We start from the raw sequence: 17816 nt of genomic DNA, 5'->3' as shown, positions 1-17816 counted from the left end.
ATATCAATTTGGTTTTAGCTATCTTCAAATGACACACAAAATTTTAATTATAGACGACGAAGAAAAACTCAGAAGTCTGTTGGCTCGTATTATAAAATCAGAAGGTTTTGAAGTTATGGAAGCCAAAGATTTAAAATCGGGTTTTAAAAAACTGGAACAAACTGATATTGATGTTGTTTTATGTGATGTGAAATTACCTGACGGAAATGGCGTCGATTTTCTTCAAAATATAAAAGGAAGTTTTCCGCTCACAGAAGTTATTTTGCTGACAGCTTTTGGAAATATTCCAGACGGTGTTCAGGCAATGAAAAACGGTGCTTTCGATTATATTGTAAAAGGTGATGATAACGATAAGATTATTCCGCTTCTTTACAAAGCCGTTGAAAAAGTGCATTTACAGAAAAAAGTACAACAGCTTGAAAAGCGCATTAATGATAAATATTCCTTTAAAACCATTGTTGGAAAATCGAAAGGAATTGAACAGGTTATTGATCTTGCCCAAAAAGTAGCCAAAACCGATTCGACTATTTTACTCACCGGCGAAACCGGAACCGGAAAAGAAGTTTTTGCGCAGGCAATTCACGAAAACAGCAATCGTGCCGGAAAATCTTTTGTGGCATTAAACTGCAGTACTTTTAGTGCAGCAATTTTAGAAAGCGAACTTTTTGGTCATAAACAAGGGGCCTTTACCGGAGCTTTAAAAGATAAAAAAGGTTTTATTGAAGAAGCCAATGACGGAACTTTATTTCTCGATGAAATTGGCGAAATGCCTATTGATCTTCAGGCGAAATTACTGCGGGTTTTAGAAACCAGCGAATATATTCCGGTTGGAGGCACAACTCCAAAAAAATCAAATTTCAGATTAATTGCCGCTACAAACCGGGATTTAAAAACAGAAAGTGATGAACACCGTTTTCGTTCTGATTTGTATTTCCGTTTGAATATTTTCGAAATAAAATTACCTTCATTAAGAGAAAGAATTAAAGACATTCCTGTATTGACAAACCATTTCGTCAAACAGTTTTCTGAAAAAACAAATAAAAAAACATTGCACATTAGTGATGATTTCCTGCAGAAATTAGAAAATTATTCCTGGCCGGGAAATATCCGTGAACTTAAAAATATTATCGAAAGATCAGTTATTTTAAGCAATGGCGATACTTTAACCTCAGATGTCCTTCCTTACGAAATGCAGCAGCAAACCGAAAAAGGCAGCAAATCGATGTCGGCTTTTTCAATGCAGAGTATTGAAAAACTTCATATTCAAAAAGTTTTAAATTATACAAAAGGAAATAAAGCAGAAACGGCCAGATTATTAGAAATTGGAATCGCGACTTTGTATCGTAAGATTGAAGAATACGGCATTCAATAGCAATTCTAATATTCTAAAAAGCAAATTTCGGACATAATGCTTATCATTTTAATAAAAGCTTATCATTTTGATAGGCTTTTTTTGTGCCTGATTTTTGGCACAAAACAATAATCGCTTATTCTGCAGCACTTTACACACTATTAGACATTTTCGGAATATATTTTGGCATAAGGAGGAAGAACATTAAAAATTCATTCCAAATGAAAAACCAAGTCACCTCAATCTACAAACAAGCTGAACGCTTTGCCGAGATAACCAAAAGATCTATTATTTCAGGAAACATCGTTCGTGCAAAAAAATGCCTGGCTCTTGCCGAACGTTTGTTTATAACCGGAAGCATCGAAACTAAAAATGCCATTTCTAATGTGTATATTTTTTCGGTTTCTTCTTTTATGGAAATGCGCCACTGCAATATTTCACATCTTTTTCCACAAACTCTTAAAACGGAATATATCAGACAGGTAAATGCATCGGGCGTTTAATTTGGTTTAATCGGTTAATTGTTTAATTGTTTAATCGGTTAACCGTCAACAAAATATAAAATCTGAATTCTAAAATCTAAAATAAATCTTTATGATCACTTTTCTTTTACTCGCATTGGCCGTTGTGCTGTTTGCAATTTGCTTTTTGTCAGTTGAATTTTTTGAAAAAATCTAAATCATGACTGCACTCTTTATTATTTCAATCGCCGTTTTCGTGTATTTGATATATGTATTAATCAAACCCGAAAAATTTTAATCTAGTGAAAGGTTATAAATGAGAAGTTGGATGTTATCTGCCATTCATATTTACAAATCACATCTCACTTTTTACAATTCACATTTTACAAAAACTCACACATTATGAACACAGAATTATTAGGTGTTATTGGTATTTTTATCCTGACTATTGTTTTAGCAATTCCTTTAGGAAAATATATTGCTAAAGTTTATTTGGGAGATAAAACGCTCCTTGACCCGATTTTCAACCCAATTGAAAAATTTATTTTTAAAATCAGCGGTATAAATGCTGCCGAAGAAATGAACTGGAAACAGCACTTAAAAGCACTTTTAAGTATCAATATGGTCTGGTTTTTTCTCTGCTTTTTTGTCTTATTGTTTCAGGGATCATTACCGCTTAATCCGGATAACAATCCATCAATGACACCTGATCTGGCATTTAATACTACTATTTCGTTTTTAGTCAATTGTAATTTACAGCATTATTCAGGCGAAAGCGGGGTTTCTTACCTTTCGCAAATCGTTTTAATGTTTCTTCAATTTGTTTCTGCCGGTATCGGAATGGCAGCTGCCGCAATGATTTTTACGGCAATGAAAGAAAAAACGACAGAACAATTGGGTAATTTTTATAATTATTTTATCAAAAGCTGTACTCGTGTTTTACTGCCGCTTTCAGCAATTGTTGCTGTTGCATTATTATTTAGCGGTACTCCAATGACTTTTGAAGGTAAAGATACTATTACGACTCTTCAGGGTGATCATGTAGAAGTTTCCCGCGGGCCTGCTGCTGCGTTCATTGCCATAAAACATATTGGTACAAACGGTGGAGGATTTTTTGGAGCCAACTCAGCGCATCCGTTAGAAAACCCAACTTATTTCACCAATCAGGTAGAGCTTTGGGCACAAATGATTATTCCGTTTGCCATGATTTTTGCACTTGGATTTTTTCTAAACAAAAGAAAATTATCAAATATCATATTTGGTGTAATGACCGTTGGTTTTTTACTTCTGGTTGTTCCGACAGTTATGAGCGAAATTAACGGAAATCCTGCGATCGAAAAAATGGGAATTGCCCAGACAACCGGAGCGATGGAAGGAAAAGAAGTTCGGTTTGGTCCCGCAATGTCAGGTTTCTGGAGTATCGCCACAACGGTAATTTCTACAGGTTCTGTAAACAGTATGCACGATAGTTCTATGCCGGTTTCTGGTGCTATGCAGTTATTATCTATGATGGTTAATGCCTTTTACGGCGGATGCGGTGTGGGTATTTTAAACTACTACATTTTTATTATTCTGGCTGTATTTATCTCTGGATTAATGGTAGGTCGGACTCCTGAATTCCTGGGCAAGAAAATCGAAGCGCGAGAGGTTAAAATAGCTGCTTTTATCGCCATTCTTCACCCTCTATTAATATTAGCAGGAACTGCTTTGGCTTCTTATTTTGCTGCACATGATACTGCAATGGGCTATTGGTTCAACGGCAATGCAACAGGCTGGCTAAACAATCCCGGCAATCACGGATTTTCAGAAATGTTATATGAATATACTTCGAGCGCTGCCAATAACGGTTCTGGTTTTGAAGGTCTGGGAGATAATAATCCGTTCTGGAATATTACTACAGGAATTGTTTTACTCTTAAGCCGTTTTATTCCAATTATTGGTCCATTGGCAATTGCCGGTTTACTGGCTGGTAAAAAATACATTCCGGAAAGCGCAGGAACTTTAAAAACAGACACATCAATTTTCGGAATAATGACTTTTGCCGTAATTGCAATTATTGCTGCTTTATCTTTCTTTCCGGCTTTAGCGCTTGGACCTTTAGCGGAATTCTTTACACTAAAATAAAAATGCTGGATATTTTAAACACATAGAAACATAGAATCTAAATCAATAAAAAAGAATAAAAAGAAAACTCGTTTTTACACATAGTTAGAATAACGATTTTACTATTCGTATTTCAATATAGCCCGTGGTTTCAACCACGGGAAACGAATTACAGGACAAAGATTGTGATATACGTTGCGTCCCAGTGGTTGAAACCACGAGCTATGTTTTATAATCTATGTGTTTTTTAGGGCACAACATTTAACAAATAACATTTAACTTTTTAAAAGAAAATGACAACTAATAAATCCACATCATTATTTGAAAGCCAGCAGGTAAAACAAGCTTTACTGCAGTCTTTTGTTAAGCTGAACCCAAAAATAATGATCAAAAATCCGGTAATGTTTACCGTAGAAATTGGGACCGCAATTATGTTTGCCGTCTGCATTTCAATATTAATGGGAGCACATGATCAGGGAAGTTTTACTTATAACCTAATCGTATTTTTAATTTTACTGGCAACACTTTTATTTGCCAATTTCGCCGAGGCTATTGCCGAAGCAAGAGGAAAAGCACAAGCTGACAGTTTGCGAAAAACAAGAGAAGAAACTCCTGCAAGACAAATTTTGCCTAACGGAGAAATCAAAAATATCAGTTCTTCTGCATTAAAAAAAGATGATATTTTTATCTGCGAAGCCGGCGATTTAATTGCCGCCGATGGTGAAATTATCGAAGGCCTAGCCACTATAGACGAAAGTGCCATTACCGGAGAAAGTGCTCCTGTAATTCGCGAGGCAGGCGGAGATAAATCTTCCGTTACCGGAGGAACAAAAGTCTTATCTGATAAAATCAAAGTAAAAGTAACTTCTGAACCCGGCGAAAGTTTTCTGGATAAAATGATCGCTTTGGTTGAAGGTGCAAGCCGTCAGAAAACACCAAACGAAATCGCATTAACTATTTTATTAGCCGCCTTTACATTAATTTTTGTCATTGTGTGCGTTACACTAAAACCGTTTGCGGATTATGCCAATGCGCCCATTACAATTGCTGCTTTTATCGCTTTGTTTGTATGTTTAATTCCAACTACAATTGGCGGTCTGCTTTCTGCAATTGGTATTGCCGGAATGGACAGGGCTTTACGAGCTAATGTAATTACAAAATCTGGTAAAGCGGTTGAAACTGCAGGCGATATTGATGTTCTGCTTTTGGATAAAACCGGAACAATCACAATTGGAAATCGAAAAGCGACAAACTTCTATCCGACAAAAGGAATTTCTCTGGATGATTTTATCAAATCTGCCGTATTGAGTTCACTCGCAGATGATACACCCGAAGGAAAAAGTATTATTGAATTGAGCAAAACGATCAATTTAAATGGCAAAATGCAGGAAGATGTTTCACTTTTTACAGATAATATTTTGCATACCATCAAATTTACTGCTGAAACGAGAACTTCCGGCGTAGTATTAAAAGACGGAACTAATATTAGAAAAGGTGCTCAGGATGCTGCTAAAAAAATTGCAGAACAAGCCGGAAACATTTTTCCTGAAGATACTGCACAGCAAGTAATTACGATTTCATCCAACGGAGGAACTCCGCTGGTGGTTATTAAAGACAATATCGTTCAGGGTGTTATCGAACTTCAGGATATTATAAAAACCGGAATGAAAGAACGTTTTGAGCGCTTACGCAGAATGGGAATCAAAACGGTTATGGTTACGGGTGATAATCCGCTTACGGCAAAATTTATTGCGGAAGCAGCCGGTGTCGATGATTTTATCGCCGAAGCGAAACCTGAAGATAAAATGAATTACATTCGAAAAGAACAAGCCGAAGGCCGTTTGGTTGCTATGATGGGTGACGGAACAAACGACGCTCCTGCTCTTGCTCAAGCCAATGTGGGTGTTGCCATGAACAGCGGAACTCAGGCAGCAAAAGAAGCCGGAAACATGGTCGATCTTGACAACGACCCAACGAAATTAATTGAGATTGTTGAAATTGGAAAACAACTTTTAATGACTCGCGGAACGTTGACCACATTCTCTATCGCTAATGACGTTGCTAAATATTTTGCAATTGTTCCGGCACTTTTCATAACCGCAATTCCGGCACTGCAAGGTTTAAATATCATGCATTTACATAGTCCGGAAAGTGCTATTTTATCGGCTGTAATTTTTAATGCGATTATCATTCCAATTTTGATTCCGCTTGCGCTGAAAGGTGTTGATTACCGACCAATTGGAGCAAGTGCCATTTTAAAACGAAACCTTTTGATTTACGGTCTTGGCGGACTAATTGTCCCTTTTATCGGAATTAAACTAATCGATTTAATTGTAGCTGTCTTTATTTAAGGTTCTAAGGTGCTGAGATTCTAAGGAACTAAGGTTTTCTCTTAGAATCGCAAAAGCAAGAATCTATCAAAAACTTAATAAAAAACATCGGTTCTGAATTGCTAAGTTCTGAAGAGAAAACTTAGAATCTTAGCAGCTTAGTCCCTAGAATCTTAAACAAAATGAAAAATATATTTTCTATACTAAAACTTACCGCAGTTACTTTAGTTCTTTTTGCGGTTATTTATCCACTAGCGATTTACGGAATTGCACAAATTGCTCCAAATCAGGGAAAAGGAGAAACGATTTCTGTTAACGGAAAAGTTGTTGGTTATCAAAAAATTGGTCAAAAATTCGATAAATCTAATTATTTCTGGGGAAGACCTTCGGCTGTTGATTACAACGCTGCCGGAAGTGCCGGAAGCAATAAAGGTCCAAGCAATGCAGAATATCTGGCTTTAGTCCAAAAAAGAATTGACACTTTTTTAGTAGTTCATCCTTATTTGAAAAAAAGCGAAATTCCATCTGATATGGTTACAGCTTCCGGAAGTGGTTTAGATCCGAATATTTCTCCTCAGGGTGCTTTGATTCAGGTAAAACGTGTGGCTAAAGAAAGAAAATTAGACGAAACTAAAGTAAAAGCTTTGGTAGAATCTAAAATTAATTCTGCTGTTGTTGGTCCTGAGACAGTTAATGTTTTGGAATTGAATATTGCTTTGGATCAGTTAAAGTAATACGTTTTAAACCTGACAGGTTTTAAAACCTGTCAGGTTGACGAAGCTTTACACCTATTTTTGTCATTTCTCCTTACGTCGAAATGAAAAACAAACGAAATTGAAATCAAAACTCGATTTTAAATAATACCTGCAAGGTTTTGAAAACCCTGCAGGAAATGAAAATACCTTTTTACCCCGAATGTCCTAGCCCCGATAGTAGTGGAAATCCTTTGGGGCGGGGGTTCCGCCCAAAAGATTGAAACGGATAGCGGGATTAGCTCCTAAAAAATCTACTTAATATTTAATTTAATTAGAGGACGATTGCTTCGTTCCTCGCAATGACATATGAAAAAAATAATATTTACTGCTTTAATCGCTTTTGGTTTCAGCAATTTACACGCACAAGAAGAATTAAAAAGTCCGCTTACATTTTCAGGTTATGCTGATGTTTATTATAGTTATGATTTTGGAAAACCGGAAAATCATACGCGTCCAAACTTTTTTTACAGCTATAATAAAAGCAATGAAGTAAACCTTAATTTAGGGATGGCAAAAGTGAATTATTCGAAAGAAAATATCCGCGGGAATTTTGCCTTAATGGCCGGAACTTATGCCGAGTATAATATGTCTGCCGAACAGGGTTTATTGAAGAATGTTTATGAAGCAAATGTTGGTGTGAAGATTTCGAAAAACCATAATTTATGGATTGACGCCGGAATTATGCCTTCACATATTGGTTTTGAAAGTGCAATTGGAAAAGACTGCCAGACTTTAACCAGAAGTATTCTGGCTGAGAATTCTCCTTATTATGAAGCGGGAGTTAAGATTGGTTACACATCAGAATCCGGAGCATGGTATTTGGCGGGAATGTACTTAAACGGCTGGCAGAGAATTGAGAAAGTGGAAGGTAATCAGACTCCGGCTTTTGGAACCCAGGTAACATACAAACCATCTGATCGGGTTGTTTTGAACTGGAGTACGTATGTTGGAAATGAGCAGCCGGATGTGGACAAAAAATGGCGTTATTTTAATGATTTTTACGGGCAATTTAAGATTAGCGAAAAAACAAATATAACCGCTGGTTTTGATATAGGTTCTCAGCAATCGGCTAAAGACAGTAATAAATATGATACCTGGTTTTCTCCAATCTTAATTTTGCAATACAAACCAACAGATAAAATCCAGCTTGCGGCGCGCGGTGAATATTATAGTGATGAAAAAGGTGTAATTATCGCGACAGAAACGCCAAACGGTTTTAAAACTTACGGATTTTCAGCTAATTTTGATTATCTGGTTACTGATAATGTTATGTTTAGAATTGAAGCAAGAAACCTTTCTAGCAAAGATGAAATTTTTACAAAAGACAATGCGCCTACAGACTCGAATACATTTTTAACAACGTCTTTAGCGATTAGTTTCTAAAAGGATATTTAGCCACAGATTACACAGATTGAAAGGATTTTTTTGATGTGGATTTTTTGCCACGAATTACACCAATTTCTCGAATTTTTATTTAAAAAACAGGCAAAAATAATTAGTGAATTGGTGTAATTCGTGGCAAAAAAAACTTCTTAATCTGTCAAATCTTCGGCAAAAAAATAACGTCTTTGTGACAAAAATATGAAAAACGAAAACGAAAATAATGCACAGCATTTTCTTGATTTAATTCAGAAATCAAGAAAGGGAAAATTCAAAATCTACATTGGAATGAGTGCCGGTGTGGGCAAAACTTTTCGTATGCTTCAGGAAGCGCATTCGTTATTAAAAAACGGAATTGATGTAAAAATTGGCTACATCGAAACACACATGCGAAAAGAAACGCATGAACTTTTAGAAGGTTTGCCTGTAATTCCGAGAAGGACAATTTTTTACAAAGGAAAATTACTGGAAGAACTGGATGTTCAGGCCATAATTAACCTTAGACCCGAAGTGGTTATTGTAGATGAATTGGCACATACAAATGTAGAAGGGAGTAAAAATGAAAAACGCTGGCAGGATGTTTTAGAAATTCTTGAAGCTGGAATTAATGTAATTTCGGCTGTAAATATTCAGCATATTGAGAGTCTGAATGAAGACGTAAAACGTATTACCAATATTGATGTTCAGGAACGCATTCCTGATAATGTCCTGCGACTGGCAGATGAAGTAGTCAATATCGATTTGACCTCAGAAGATTTGATTGCGCGTTTGAAGGAAGGGAAAATTTATACTCCGGATAAAATTCAGACGGCTTTAGCCAATTTTTTTAAATCGGAACAAATTTTACAACTTCGTGAACTGGCTTTGAAAGAAGTGGCAAGTCAGGTTGTTCGAAAAGTAGAAAATGAGGTTCCCAATCTCCATGCTCTGCGGCATGAAAAACTTTTGGCCTGCATTAGCAGTAATGACAAAACGGCTAAAATTGTAATTAGAAAAGCGGCTCGTTTAGCAAGTTATTACAATGGATCCTGGTATGTCTTGTATGTAGAAACCCCGCAGGAAAGCAGCACAAAAATTGCTTTGGACAAACAAAGACATTTAATTAATAATTTTAAACTTGCTGTAGAACTGGGCGCAGAAGTAATTAAACTGGAAAATAAAAATATTGCCGATGCCATTTTGATTACGGCCGAAAAAAAACAAATTACAACTGTATGCATCGGAAAACCGCATTTGAATTTATTTAAAGTAATTTTGTCTACAACAATTTTTAGACGTTTGCTAAACAAACTTTCTTTATCAAATGTTGATCTTGTAATTCTCTCTTAATGGGAGATGATTATGTGAGATGTAAAATGTTCATTTGCAAACAACAATTAAATTTAGAGGATGAGATTGCTTCGTTCCTCGCAATGACTTTATGAGAATTAAAACCAAATTAAACCTGGGTGTCGGATTATTATTTTTAATGATCATTATACTTTCGTTAGTTAGCGGATATTCTGTTTTTTTGATAAAAGCAGACACAGAGAATATTCTGAAAGCAAATTATAATACGCTGGAATATTCCAGAAATATGATTTTATCTCTGGATGAAATTAAGGCAGGGACAGATAGTAAAATTCATATTTTTAAGGAATATCTTGAAAAACAAACGCAGAATGTTACAGAACCCGGAGAAAAAGAAGCAACTGCAAGTCTGGAAAAAAGTTTTGCCCTTTTAGAAAAAAATGGTTCTGATGCAACTTTAAAATCACAGGTCAGACAGGACATTTTTACTATTATGAAACTGAACCTGGATGCCATAAAACAGAAAAGCGATATTGCTAAACATACCGCCGAAAATGCGAATTTATGGATTGCCATTGTGGGAACTTTATGCTTTTTGATTGCTTTTAATTTATTAATTAACCTTCCCAATAATATTGCCAATCCAATTAAGGAATTGACACTGAGTATTAAGGAAATTGCCAATAAAAATTATTCAGAGCGTGTTCATTTTACCAATCATAATGAATATGGGGATTTGGCCAAGTCATTTAATACAATGGCGCAGAAACTTCAGGAATACAATGACAGTAATTTGTATAAACTCTTTTTCGAAAAGAAACGGCTGGAAACACTTATCAATAATATGCACGATCCTATTATTGGGTTAGATAACAAACATATTGTTTTGTTTGCCAATGATGAAGCCCTTAGAATTATTGGTCTTAAAAAGGAAGATGTTATTGGAAAATCGACTTCAGATCTGGCTTTATCCAATGATCTCATTCGGTCTTTGATTTTAAAAGAAAATAGCGATACGCCTAAAAAACAACCTCTTAAAATTTATGCTCACGGAAAAGAAAGTTATTTTGAAAAAGAAATCCTGAATATTACCATAATTCCAACAGGAGAAGAAAAAGAAATTAATATTGGTGATGTTATCATTCTGCGAAATATTACACTTTTTAAAGAACTGGATTTTGCCAAAACCAATTTTATAGCCACAGTTTCGCATGAATTAAAAACGCCAATTGCCTCTATAAAACTCAGCCTTCAATTACTTGAAAATGAAAAAACGGGCGATATGAATGACGACCAGAAACAGCTTGTTGAAAGCATTAAGGATGACAGTCAAAGATTGCTTAAAATTACAGGAGAATTACTTAATTTATCACAGTTAGAGACTGGAAACATTCAGCTGAATATTGAGAAAAGTGATCCGTATGCAATTGCAGATTATGCTGCTGAAGCCGTAAAGGTTCAGGCCGACCAAAAACAAATTAAATTAATAATTGATGCCGATGAAAACCTGCAGCATGTAAAAGCCGACAGTGAAAAAACGGGCTGGGTTTTAATTAATTATTTATCAAACGCAATACGTTATTCTTCTGAAAAAAGTACCATTATTATCAAATTAAAAGAAGAAAACAACCAAATGGTTTTTCAGGTTATCGATACCGGAAAAGGAATTGACCCGAGATACAAAGACAAAGTTTTTGATAAATATTTCCAGATTCCGGGAAGTCCAAAATCAGGAACGGGATTAGGACTGGCAATCAGCAAAGAATTTATCGAAGCCCAAAACGGAACTGTTGGTGTAGAAAGTAATTTAGGATTGGGAAGTACGTTTTGGTTTGCATTGAAAGTTTAAGAGAAAGTGTTTAAAAAAAGTATAAAAAAAGGTCTTAGCTCTAAAAATTTTGCAGAGCCGAATTTCAATCCGTTTAATTGGATTCTTAATACAGACAACCTGAGATTGACCAATATTTAGTAAGATGAATCGTTTCTGCAGAATTTTTGAAAAATTGACATTGTAACTACTATTGTTTTTTAAGTATTCGAAGTATTATTCTTAATTTCCCTAACCTCTCTTTTCAATTCTAAAAGCAAATCTTTCATTGCTCCGGTTTCAGACAATTCCTGTTTTTTGTCTGAACGGCCGATGTTGCATTCATATTCCCAAATTTCCAAAATATCAGAAGCTTTCACTTCATAATTCGGATAAAAGCTATTGTCGGATTCTAAAACCAAAGCATTCTTTTTATTTTTATTGAGACGTTTATAAACCATTCCTTCACTTTTCGTAATCAGTATATAGGTTTTGCCATCCATAACCTCTCCCAGCCTTTCGACATAACGACCAATAATAATGGAACCGTCTTCGTGCGGCGGCATTGAGTCTCCTTCAACCGGAAATCCGCGGTGTTTTCCAGGACCTAAAAACGGAAGCGAGATCTGCTGCAGGCTTTCAATATACTCTGGATCGGCATATCCGTTTAAATAACCTGCTTTTGCTTTTTGAGATACAATTTCAATAAAATTTTCTCCAAAACTATCCACCTGAATAGGAAGAATAAGTCGGTTGCCTTCTAATCTTATCAAATTTTGCACATCAATTTTGCGTATATCGACAGATAATATTAAGTCAATACTCATATGAAAATATAATGCAATTTTCTTTAAAATATCATAAGGTGCTTCTGAAGTTCCGTCTTCATATTTAACGTATCTTCCTCTTGTAATGCTAAGGTTTTGAGCCAGTTTCTCCTGGGATATTTTATGCTTAACCCTTAACGCTCTGATGTTGTCTGAAAATAAGGACATAATAAATTTGTTATAATTTGGAACAGCAAATATATAAAAAATTGTTATCGACTGTACTAATTTTGTGATATGAAAAAATCAAATTTCTGAAAGTGATTATGAAATTGAGAAATATAAATACCACAAAATCAATAGAATTATACATTCCGGACATACGTTCGGAAATAAAACTTCCTTTTTTTGACATTGGTATCAGCGCTGGTTTTCCTTCTCCTGCTGATGACTTTATTGAATCCTCTATTGATCTTAATAAAGAATTAATCAGACATGAGTACACTACTTATTTTGCCAGAGTAAAAGGGCATTCTATGAAAAATGCCGGTATCTATGATGGTGATTTATTGATTATTGATAAAAGCCTTGAACCTCAAAATAACAAAATAGCGGTCTGCCAGATTGATGGCGAGTTTACCGTAAAGCGTATTAAAATAGAGAAAGACATTATCTGGCTTATTGCCGAAAACGAAGATTATCAGCCTATAAAAGTAACTCCGGAAAATAATTTTGTGATTTGGGGAATTGTGATTCATAGTATTAAATCTTTTTAAAATACATTAAAAAATGTTTGCCCTGGTCGATTGTAATAATTTTTATGCTTCTTGTCAAAGAGTATTTGAACCGCATTTAAGAGGAAAACCAATTGTTATTCTCTCTAACAATGACGGCTGTGTTATTTCACGTTCTGATGAAGCTAAGGCTTTGGGAATACCTATGGCGATTCCTGCCTTTAAGTATGAGTCTGTTTTTAAAGAGAAAAATATTTTTGTGTATTCTTCTAATTATCCGTTGTATGGCGATATGAGCAATCGGGTAATGAGCCTTCTTCGAACTTATACTAACGAAGTAGAAATTTACAGTATTGATGAAGCATTCCTGAAATTTTCAGGTTACGATTTATTCGATCTGAATGCGCTGGGTTTAAAAATGCGAAAAGAAGTCACACAAGGAACGGGCATTCCTGTTAGTATAGGCTTTGCTCCTACCAAAGCTTTATCAAAAATGGCCAATAAAATTGCACGAAAATTTTCAGATCGTACACAAGGTGTTTATTGTATTGATTCTGAAGAAAAAAGAATCAAAGCCTTAAAATGGACTAAAATTGAAGATGTCTGGGGAATTGGAAGAAAACTTGCCAAACGTCTTAAACAAAAAAAAATTAACACAGCTTATGAGTTTACCCAGCTTCCGGATGCGTGGGTACGAAAAGAAATGTCAGTAGTTGGACTTCGGTTAAAACATGAATTAGAAGGAAAACCAACTTTAGAGTTAGAAGAAGCCGCAGACCGAAAAATGATTGCCACGACAAGGTCCTTTGAAAAAAGGTACACCACGTATGAAGAAATATCTGAACGAATAAGCACGTTTACAGCATCTTGTGCAGAAAAATTAAGACGTCAGAAATGTCATTGCAATATGGTAACTGTTTTTATTCAAACCAGCTTTATCAAGAACGAAGAATCACATTATTCACGAAGCATTACGATTACTACAGATTTTCCAACTAATTCAACAATAGAGCTTAATGAAGCTGCACAAAAAGGATTTAAAGCTATTTTTAAAAAAGGATATCGTTATAAAAAAGCTGGTGTTATTGTAATGGGGCTGACACCAAATACTGAAACACAGCTTAATTTATTCGAAACATCAAATCCTAAACACCAGCCCTTAATGAGCGTGATTGATAAAATGAATAAAAACTACGGCAATAACAAAATTAAATTTGGTGTACAGTCTTTAGGAAGGCAATGGAAAATGAGGCAAACCAGACTGTCTCCCAAGTTTTCTACTTCTCTTAAAGATGTTATTATAGTTAAAGCATAATTAAATAACAGAAATAGAACATTTTACGTTATATACAAATGAAGAAGCAGGAATATGCCATAGTAGATATCGAGACCACAGGCGGCAATGCCAGTCACAGCCGTATTACAGAAATCGCGATTATTATTCACGACGGAACAACCGTACTCGACCGTTACGAAACGCTTGTGAATCCGCAAAAAGATATCCCTCCTTCTATTTTTGGATTAACAGGAATTAATAATGAAATGGTTGCCCATGCGCCTATCTTCGATGATATTTCTGAGAAAGTTCTCGAAATGCTGACAGATCGCATTTTTGTAGCACATAACGTTAATTTTGATTATTCATTTGTTCATCATCAGCTGGAACAAGCTGGTTTTAAATGGTCTGCAAAAAAATTATGTACAGTTCGCGCTGCCCGAAAAATCAAACCCGGACTGGGCTCTTATAGTTTAGGAAATCTTTGTAATTCTCTAAATATTAGTTTAGAAAACCGGCACCGTGCCGGCGGAGATGCAGATGCTACTGCCCTGCTGTTTTCACTTTTGCGTGAGTGGGACGATGAAGGCGTAATTGATAAAATGATCAAAAAAACAGCTCAGGATCAGCGGTTACCACCTAATCTCCCGCCAGAAGATTTTAATGCTTTACCCGAAAAACCGGGAGTGTATTATTTCTATAATCAGGCCAAAAAAGTGATTTATGTCGGGAAGGCAATCAACTTGAAAAAACGGGTAACCTCACATTTTACGGGCAATAACATTAATCCGCAAAGACAGCATTTTTTAAGGGATATTTACGGAATTTCTTTTGAAGTCTGCGCAACCGAATTAATGGCGCTATTATTGGAATGCACCGAAATCAAAAAACTCTGGCCAACTTATAACAGAGCTTTAAAGCGTTTTGAAGCCAAGTTCGGAATCTATCAGTACGAAGCCCGTAATGGTTATAAATATCTGGCAATTGGAAAAGTAAGTAAGTTTCAAATCTGTATTCATGAATTTAACAGCCTGCATGTGGGAATCAATTTATTAAGAAGTCTTGCCGAACAGTTTGAAATAGATCATCGTTTTTGTAAATATTCAAGACCTGAAGAAGGAGAATTTTTCTATACTCCGGAAATAAAAGAACTTCCGGATGTCTTCCTTCATAATGAACAAGTTGACAACGCTATTGATTTCTTATTGAATAACAGGCCCACTTTTGCGATTATAGACAAAGGAAGATCTGCAGATGAAAGAAGCTGTATCTGGGTTGAAAACGGCCGTTTTCACGGAATGGGATATATCCCGAGAGAGGTCGCTGTTAATGATCCCGAAGACGTAAAAAGTTATGTTACGCTTTACAAAAGCAACCAGTATATTGAGCAGCTAATTTTTGCTTACGCCGAAAAATATCCGGGTAAAGTATTCTTTAACAAACACTTTCTAAAATAACAATTGTGATTTTGTTTAGAAATAAAATATTTTAAAAGCTGTAAATTTAATACTCGAACTAATTAAATCTACTATGAAAATAGCTACTTATAACGTAAACGGAGTCAACGGACGATTGAATGTTTTATTGAAATGGCTCGAAGAAACTAAACCGGATATTGTATGTCTTCAGGAATTGAAAGCACCACAGGATAAATTTCCAATTAAAGCCATTAATGACGCCGGTTACAATGCCATTTGGCACGGACAAAAACAATGGAATGGCGTTGCAATCCTGGCCAGAAATAGGGAAATTGAAGAAATAACCCGTACACTTCCGGGAGATGATGACGATGTACAAAGCCGCTATGTCGAAGCTTTGATTGACGGAATTGTAATTGCCTGCCTCTATCTTCCAAACGGAAATCCGGCACCGGGACCAAAATTTGAATACAAACTAAAATGGTTTGATCGTCTGGCACATCGTACTCAAACATTATTAGACCTGAAAGTTCCTGTAATTTTAATTGGCGATTACAATGTAATGCCAACAGAGCTGGATGTTTATAAACCTGAAAAATGGGTTAATGATGCACTTTTCAGACCCGAGATTCGAAAAGCTTTTGCCGATATTGTTTCGCAAGGCTGGACAGATGCTATTCGTACTTTATATCCTGATGAGAAAATTTATACATTTTGGGATTATTTCCGAAACGCTTACCAACGAGATGCAGGTCTGCGAATTGACCACTTTTTACTGAGCCCTCAAATGGCGAAAGTTTTACGCTCCGGCGGAGTTGACCGTCATGTCCGGGGTTGGGAAAAAACCAGCGATCATGCGCCTGTCTGGATTGAAATTGACAAAAAATAAGGAATAAATGACACTATTTAACGACACCGAATTATTTACAACAGGTTTGGGAGGAAAAAAAATATTCGATATTCCCGATTCTGAATTGATTTTGATCGATAATTTCTTTACAAAAGAAGAATCCGATCGCTTTTATGACAGGCTTCTCCATAAAACCAAATGGAGAGAATATCAAATGGAAATTTATGATAAAACGTATACGGTACCCAGAATGATTGCCTGGTATGAAGATAAAGATAATCCCGGAGCAGACTTGAAAGGTCCGGACTGGAATTACGAATTGCTGACTATTAGAGGCCGAGTAGAGAAAGAAACACAGCTTGATTTTAATACCGTTCTGCTTAATTTATACAGAGATGGAAATGACGGCGTAGGATGGCACAGCGATAAAGAACACAATACAGGACCAAATCCGGTTATTGCTTCAGTGACTTTTGGCGAGACCAGAATGTTCAGGCTGCGTCATAAATACAGCAAGGAAATTCCGCAGGTTGAAATTCCACTGCATCATGGTTCTTTTTTACTGATGGCCGGAACCACAAACAGTTTTTGGCAGCATCAGGTTCCAAAAACAGCTCGCGATGTTTTACCCAGAATAAATTTAACTTTTAGACAAACGCACCGAAATATCTAATTTGTTCATAAACACAAACCAGCCAATTTTTTATTTAATGACGACGAGGAAAATTCTTTCGAAAAAAGTTAAATTCCTGATTGTATGAGCGTTTTATTAGGCTGAGCCTTTCTTTTTTACTATTTTTGCAACCTTTTTTTAAATATAATACCGTAATGGCTTATTCAAACAATGATTTATCGCGTTTCTTAGATGCGCAGAACAAACTTTATCTTACTGCTCTTTCTGAAATCGGAAAAGGGAAAAAAGAAACGCACTGGATGTGGTTTATTTTTCCTCAAATTAAAGGACTGGGTAAAAGCGATACTGCAAATCTGTATGCCATTAACGATCTTAAAGAAGCTTCAGATTATTTGGAGCATCCTATTTTGGGAAAACATCTTATCGAAATTTCAGAATTGTTACTGACTTTTAAAATGAAATCGGCAGACGGAATTTTTGGCGATTTAGATGCCCGAAAATTACGCTCTTGTATGACTTTATTTTCTTTGGCAGAAAATGCAAATCCTATATTTCAGGAAATTCTGGATGCTTTTTTCTCAGGAGAAATTGATCCGCTTACTATATCTATTATTAATTCAGCTATAAAATCATCTACTGAGGAAACTGTTATTGCATAGT

Annotated in this window: 16 protein-coding genes; 15 read left to right on the top strand and 1 reads right to left on the bottom strand. The window is 35.7% G+C overall.

Annotated features, from left to right (window positions below):
- Positions 1–28 precede the first annotated feature (28 nt).
- The 9 genes from ASE21_RS17265 to ASE21_RS17230 all read left to right on the top strand — a co-directional run bounded on the left by ASE21_RS17265 (position 29) and on the right by ASE21_RS17230 (position 11519).
- Positions 29–1372: a sigma-54-dependent transcriptional regulator gene (locus ASE21_RS17265; protein ID WP_057123967.1), complete on the top strand. Its 1344-nt coding sequence runs from the start codon at positions 29–31 to the stop codon at positions 1370–1372.
- Between the two features lie 200 nt (positions 1373–1572).
- The gene (locus ASE21_RS17260) at positions 1573–1854 is read left to right on the top strand and encodes a hypothetical protein (protein WP_057123966.1); all 282 of its coding nucleotides are present in this window, start codon (positions 1573–1575) and stop codon (positions 1852–1854) included.
- 178 nt (positions 1855–2032) lie between these two features.
- Positions 2033–2110, top strand: coding sequence for a K(+)-transporting ATPase subunit F (kdpF, locus tag ASE21_RS21635; protein WP_073099479.1), 78 nt, complete (start codon positions 2033–2035; stop codon positions 2108–2110).
- Positions 2111–2214: 104 nt separating this feature from the next.
- Positions 2215–3936 (top strand): potassium-transporting ATPase subunit KdpA, encoded by a 1722-nt coding sequence (kdpA, locus tag ASE21_RS17255; protein WP_057123965.1) that lies wholly within the window; start codon positions 2215–2217, stop codon positions 3934–3936.
- Positions 3937–4208: 272 nt separating this feature from the next.
- On the top strand, positions 4209–6266 hold the full coding sequence (gene kdpB, locus ASE21_RS17250; RefSeq protein ID WP_057123964.1) for a potassium-transporting ATPase subunit KdpB: 2058 nt from the start codon (positions 4209–4211) through the stop codon (positions 6264–6266).
- A gap of 161 nt (positions 6267–6427) precedes the next feature.
- Positions 6428–6979 carry a K(+)-transporting ATPase subunit C gene (locus ASE21_RS17245; RefSeq protein ID WP_057123963.1) on the top strand — a complete coding sequence of 184 codons (552 nt, stop codon included), beginning with the start codon at positions 6428–6430 and terminating at the stop codon, positions 6977–6979.
- A gap of 327 nt (positions 6980–7306) precedes the next feature.
- Complete coding sequence (locus ASE21_RS17240) at positions 7307–8383, top strand: porin (RefSeq protein WP_057123962.1); 1077 nt, start codon at positions 7307–7309, stop codon at positions 8381–8383.
- Between the two features lie 198 nt (positions 8384–8581).
- Complete coding sequence (locus ASE21_RS17235; protein WP_057123961.1) at positions 8582–9709, top strand: histidine kinase; 1128 nt, start codon at positions 8582–8584, stop codon at positions 9707–9709.
- Between the two features lie 91 nt (positions 9710–9800).
- The gene (locus tag ASE21_RS17230) at positions 9801–11519 is read left to right on the top strand and encodes an ATP-binding protein (RefSeq protein ID WP_057123960.1); all 1719 of its coding nucleotides are present in this window, start codon (positions 9801–9803) and stop codon (positions 11517–11519) included.
- A 179-nt stretch (positions 11520–11698) separates the two neighbouring features.
- Here the strand turns inward: ASE21_RS17230 and ASE21_RS17225 are convergent, their stop codons facing one another.
- Positions 11699–12472, bottom strand: coding sequence for an XRE family transcriptional regulator (locus tag ASE21_RS17225; protein ID WP_057123959.1), 774 nt, complete (start codon positions 12470–12472; stop codon positions 11699–11701).
- 98 nt (positions 12473–12570) lie between these two features.
- On the opposite strand from ASE21_RS17225, the gene ASE21_RS17220 reads away from it, so the two are divergent.
- From ASE21_RS17220 to ASE21_RS17195, 6 genes are all read left to right on the top strand, one after another.
- Positions 12571–13020: a LexA family protein gene (locus ASE21_RS17220; RefSeq protein WP_082603498.1), complete on the top strand. Its 450-nt coding sequence runs from the start codon at positions 12571–12573 to the stop codon at positions 13018–13020.
- A 13-nt stretch (positions 13021–13033) separates the two neighbouring features.
- Positions 13034–14293, top strand: coding sequence for a Y-family DNA polymerase (locus ASE21_RS17215; RefSeq protein WP_057123958.1), 1260 nt, complete (start codon positions 13034–13036; stop codon positions 14291–14293).
- Positions 14294–14331: 38 nt separating this feature from the next.
- Entirely contained in the window at positions 14332–15711 is a 1380-nt protein-coding gene (locus tag ASE21_RS17210; protein ID WP_057123957.1) for an exonuclease domain-containing protein, read from the top strand.
- A gap of 73 nt (positions 15712–15784) precedes the next feature.
- A complete protein-coding gene (xth, locus tag ASE21_RS17205; RefSeq protein WP_057123956.1) occupies positions 15785–16561 on the top strand; it encodes an exodeoxyribonuclease III in 777 nt (258 codons plus the stop codon).
- Positions 16562–16568: 7 nt separating this feature from the next.
- Complete coding sequence (locus ASE21_RS17200; RefSeq protein ID WP_057123955.1) at positions 16569–17195, top strand: alpha-ketoglutarate-dependent dioxygenase AlkB family protein; 627 nt, start codon at positions 16569–16571, stop codon at positions 17193–17195.
- A gap of 155 nt (positions 17196–17350) precedes the next feature.
- Complete coding sequence (locus ASE21_RS17195; RefSeq protein WP_057123954.1) at positions 17351–17815, top strand: DUF1810 domain-containing protein; 465 nt, start codon at positions 17351–17353, stop codon at positions 17813–17815.
- The last annotated feature ends 1 nt before the right edge of the window (position 17816 follow it).

Source organism: Flavobacterium sp. Root901 (assembly GCF_001429765.1).
GTDB lineage: Bacteria > Bacteroidota > Bacteroidia > Flavobacteriales > Flavobacteriaceae > Flavobacterium.
The sequence above is the reverse complement of the archived record's forward strand: the minus strand, read 5'-3'. Positions and strand labels throughout refer to the sequence as shown.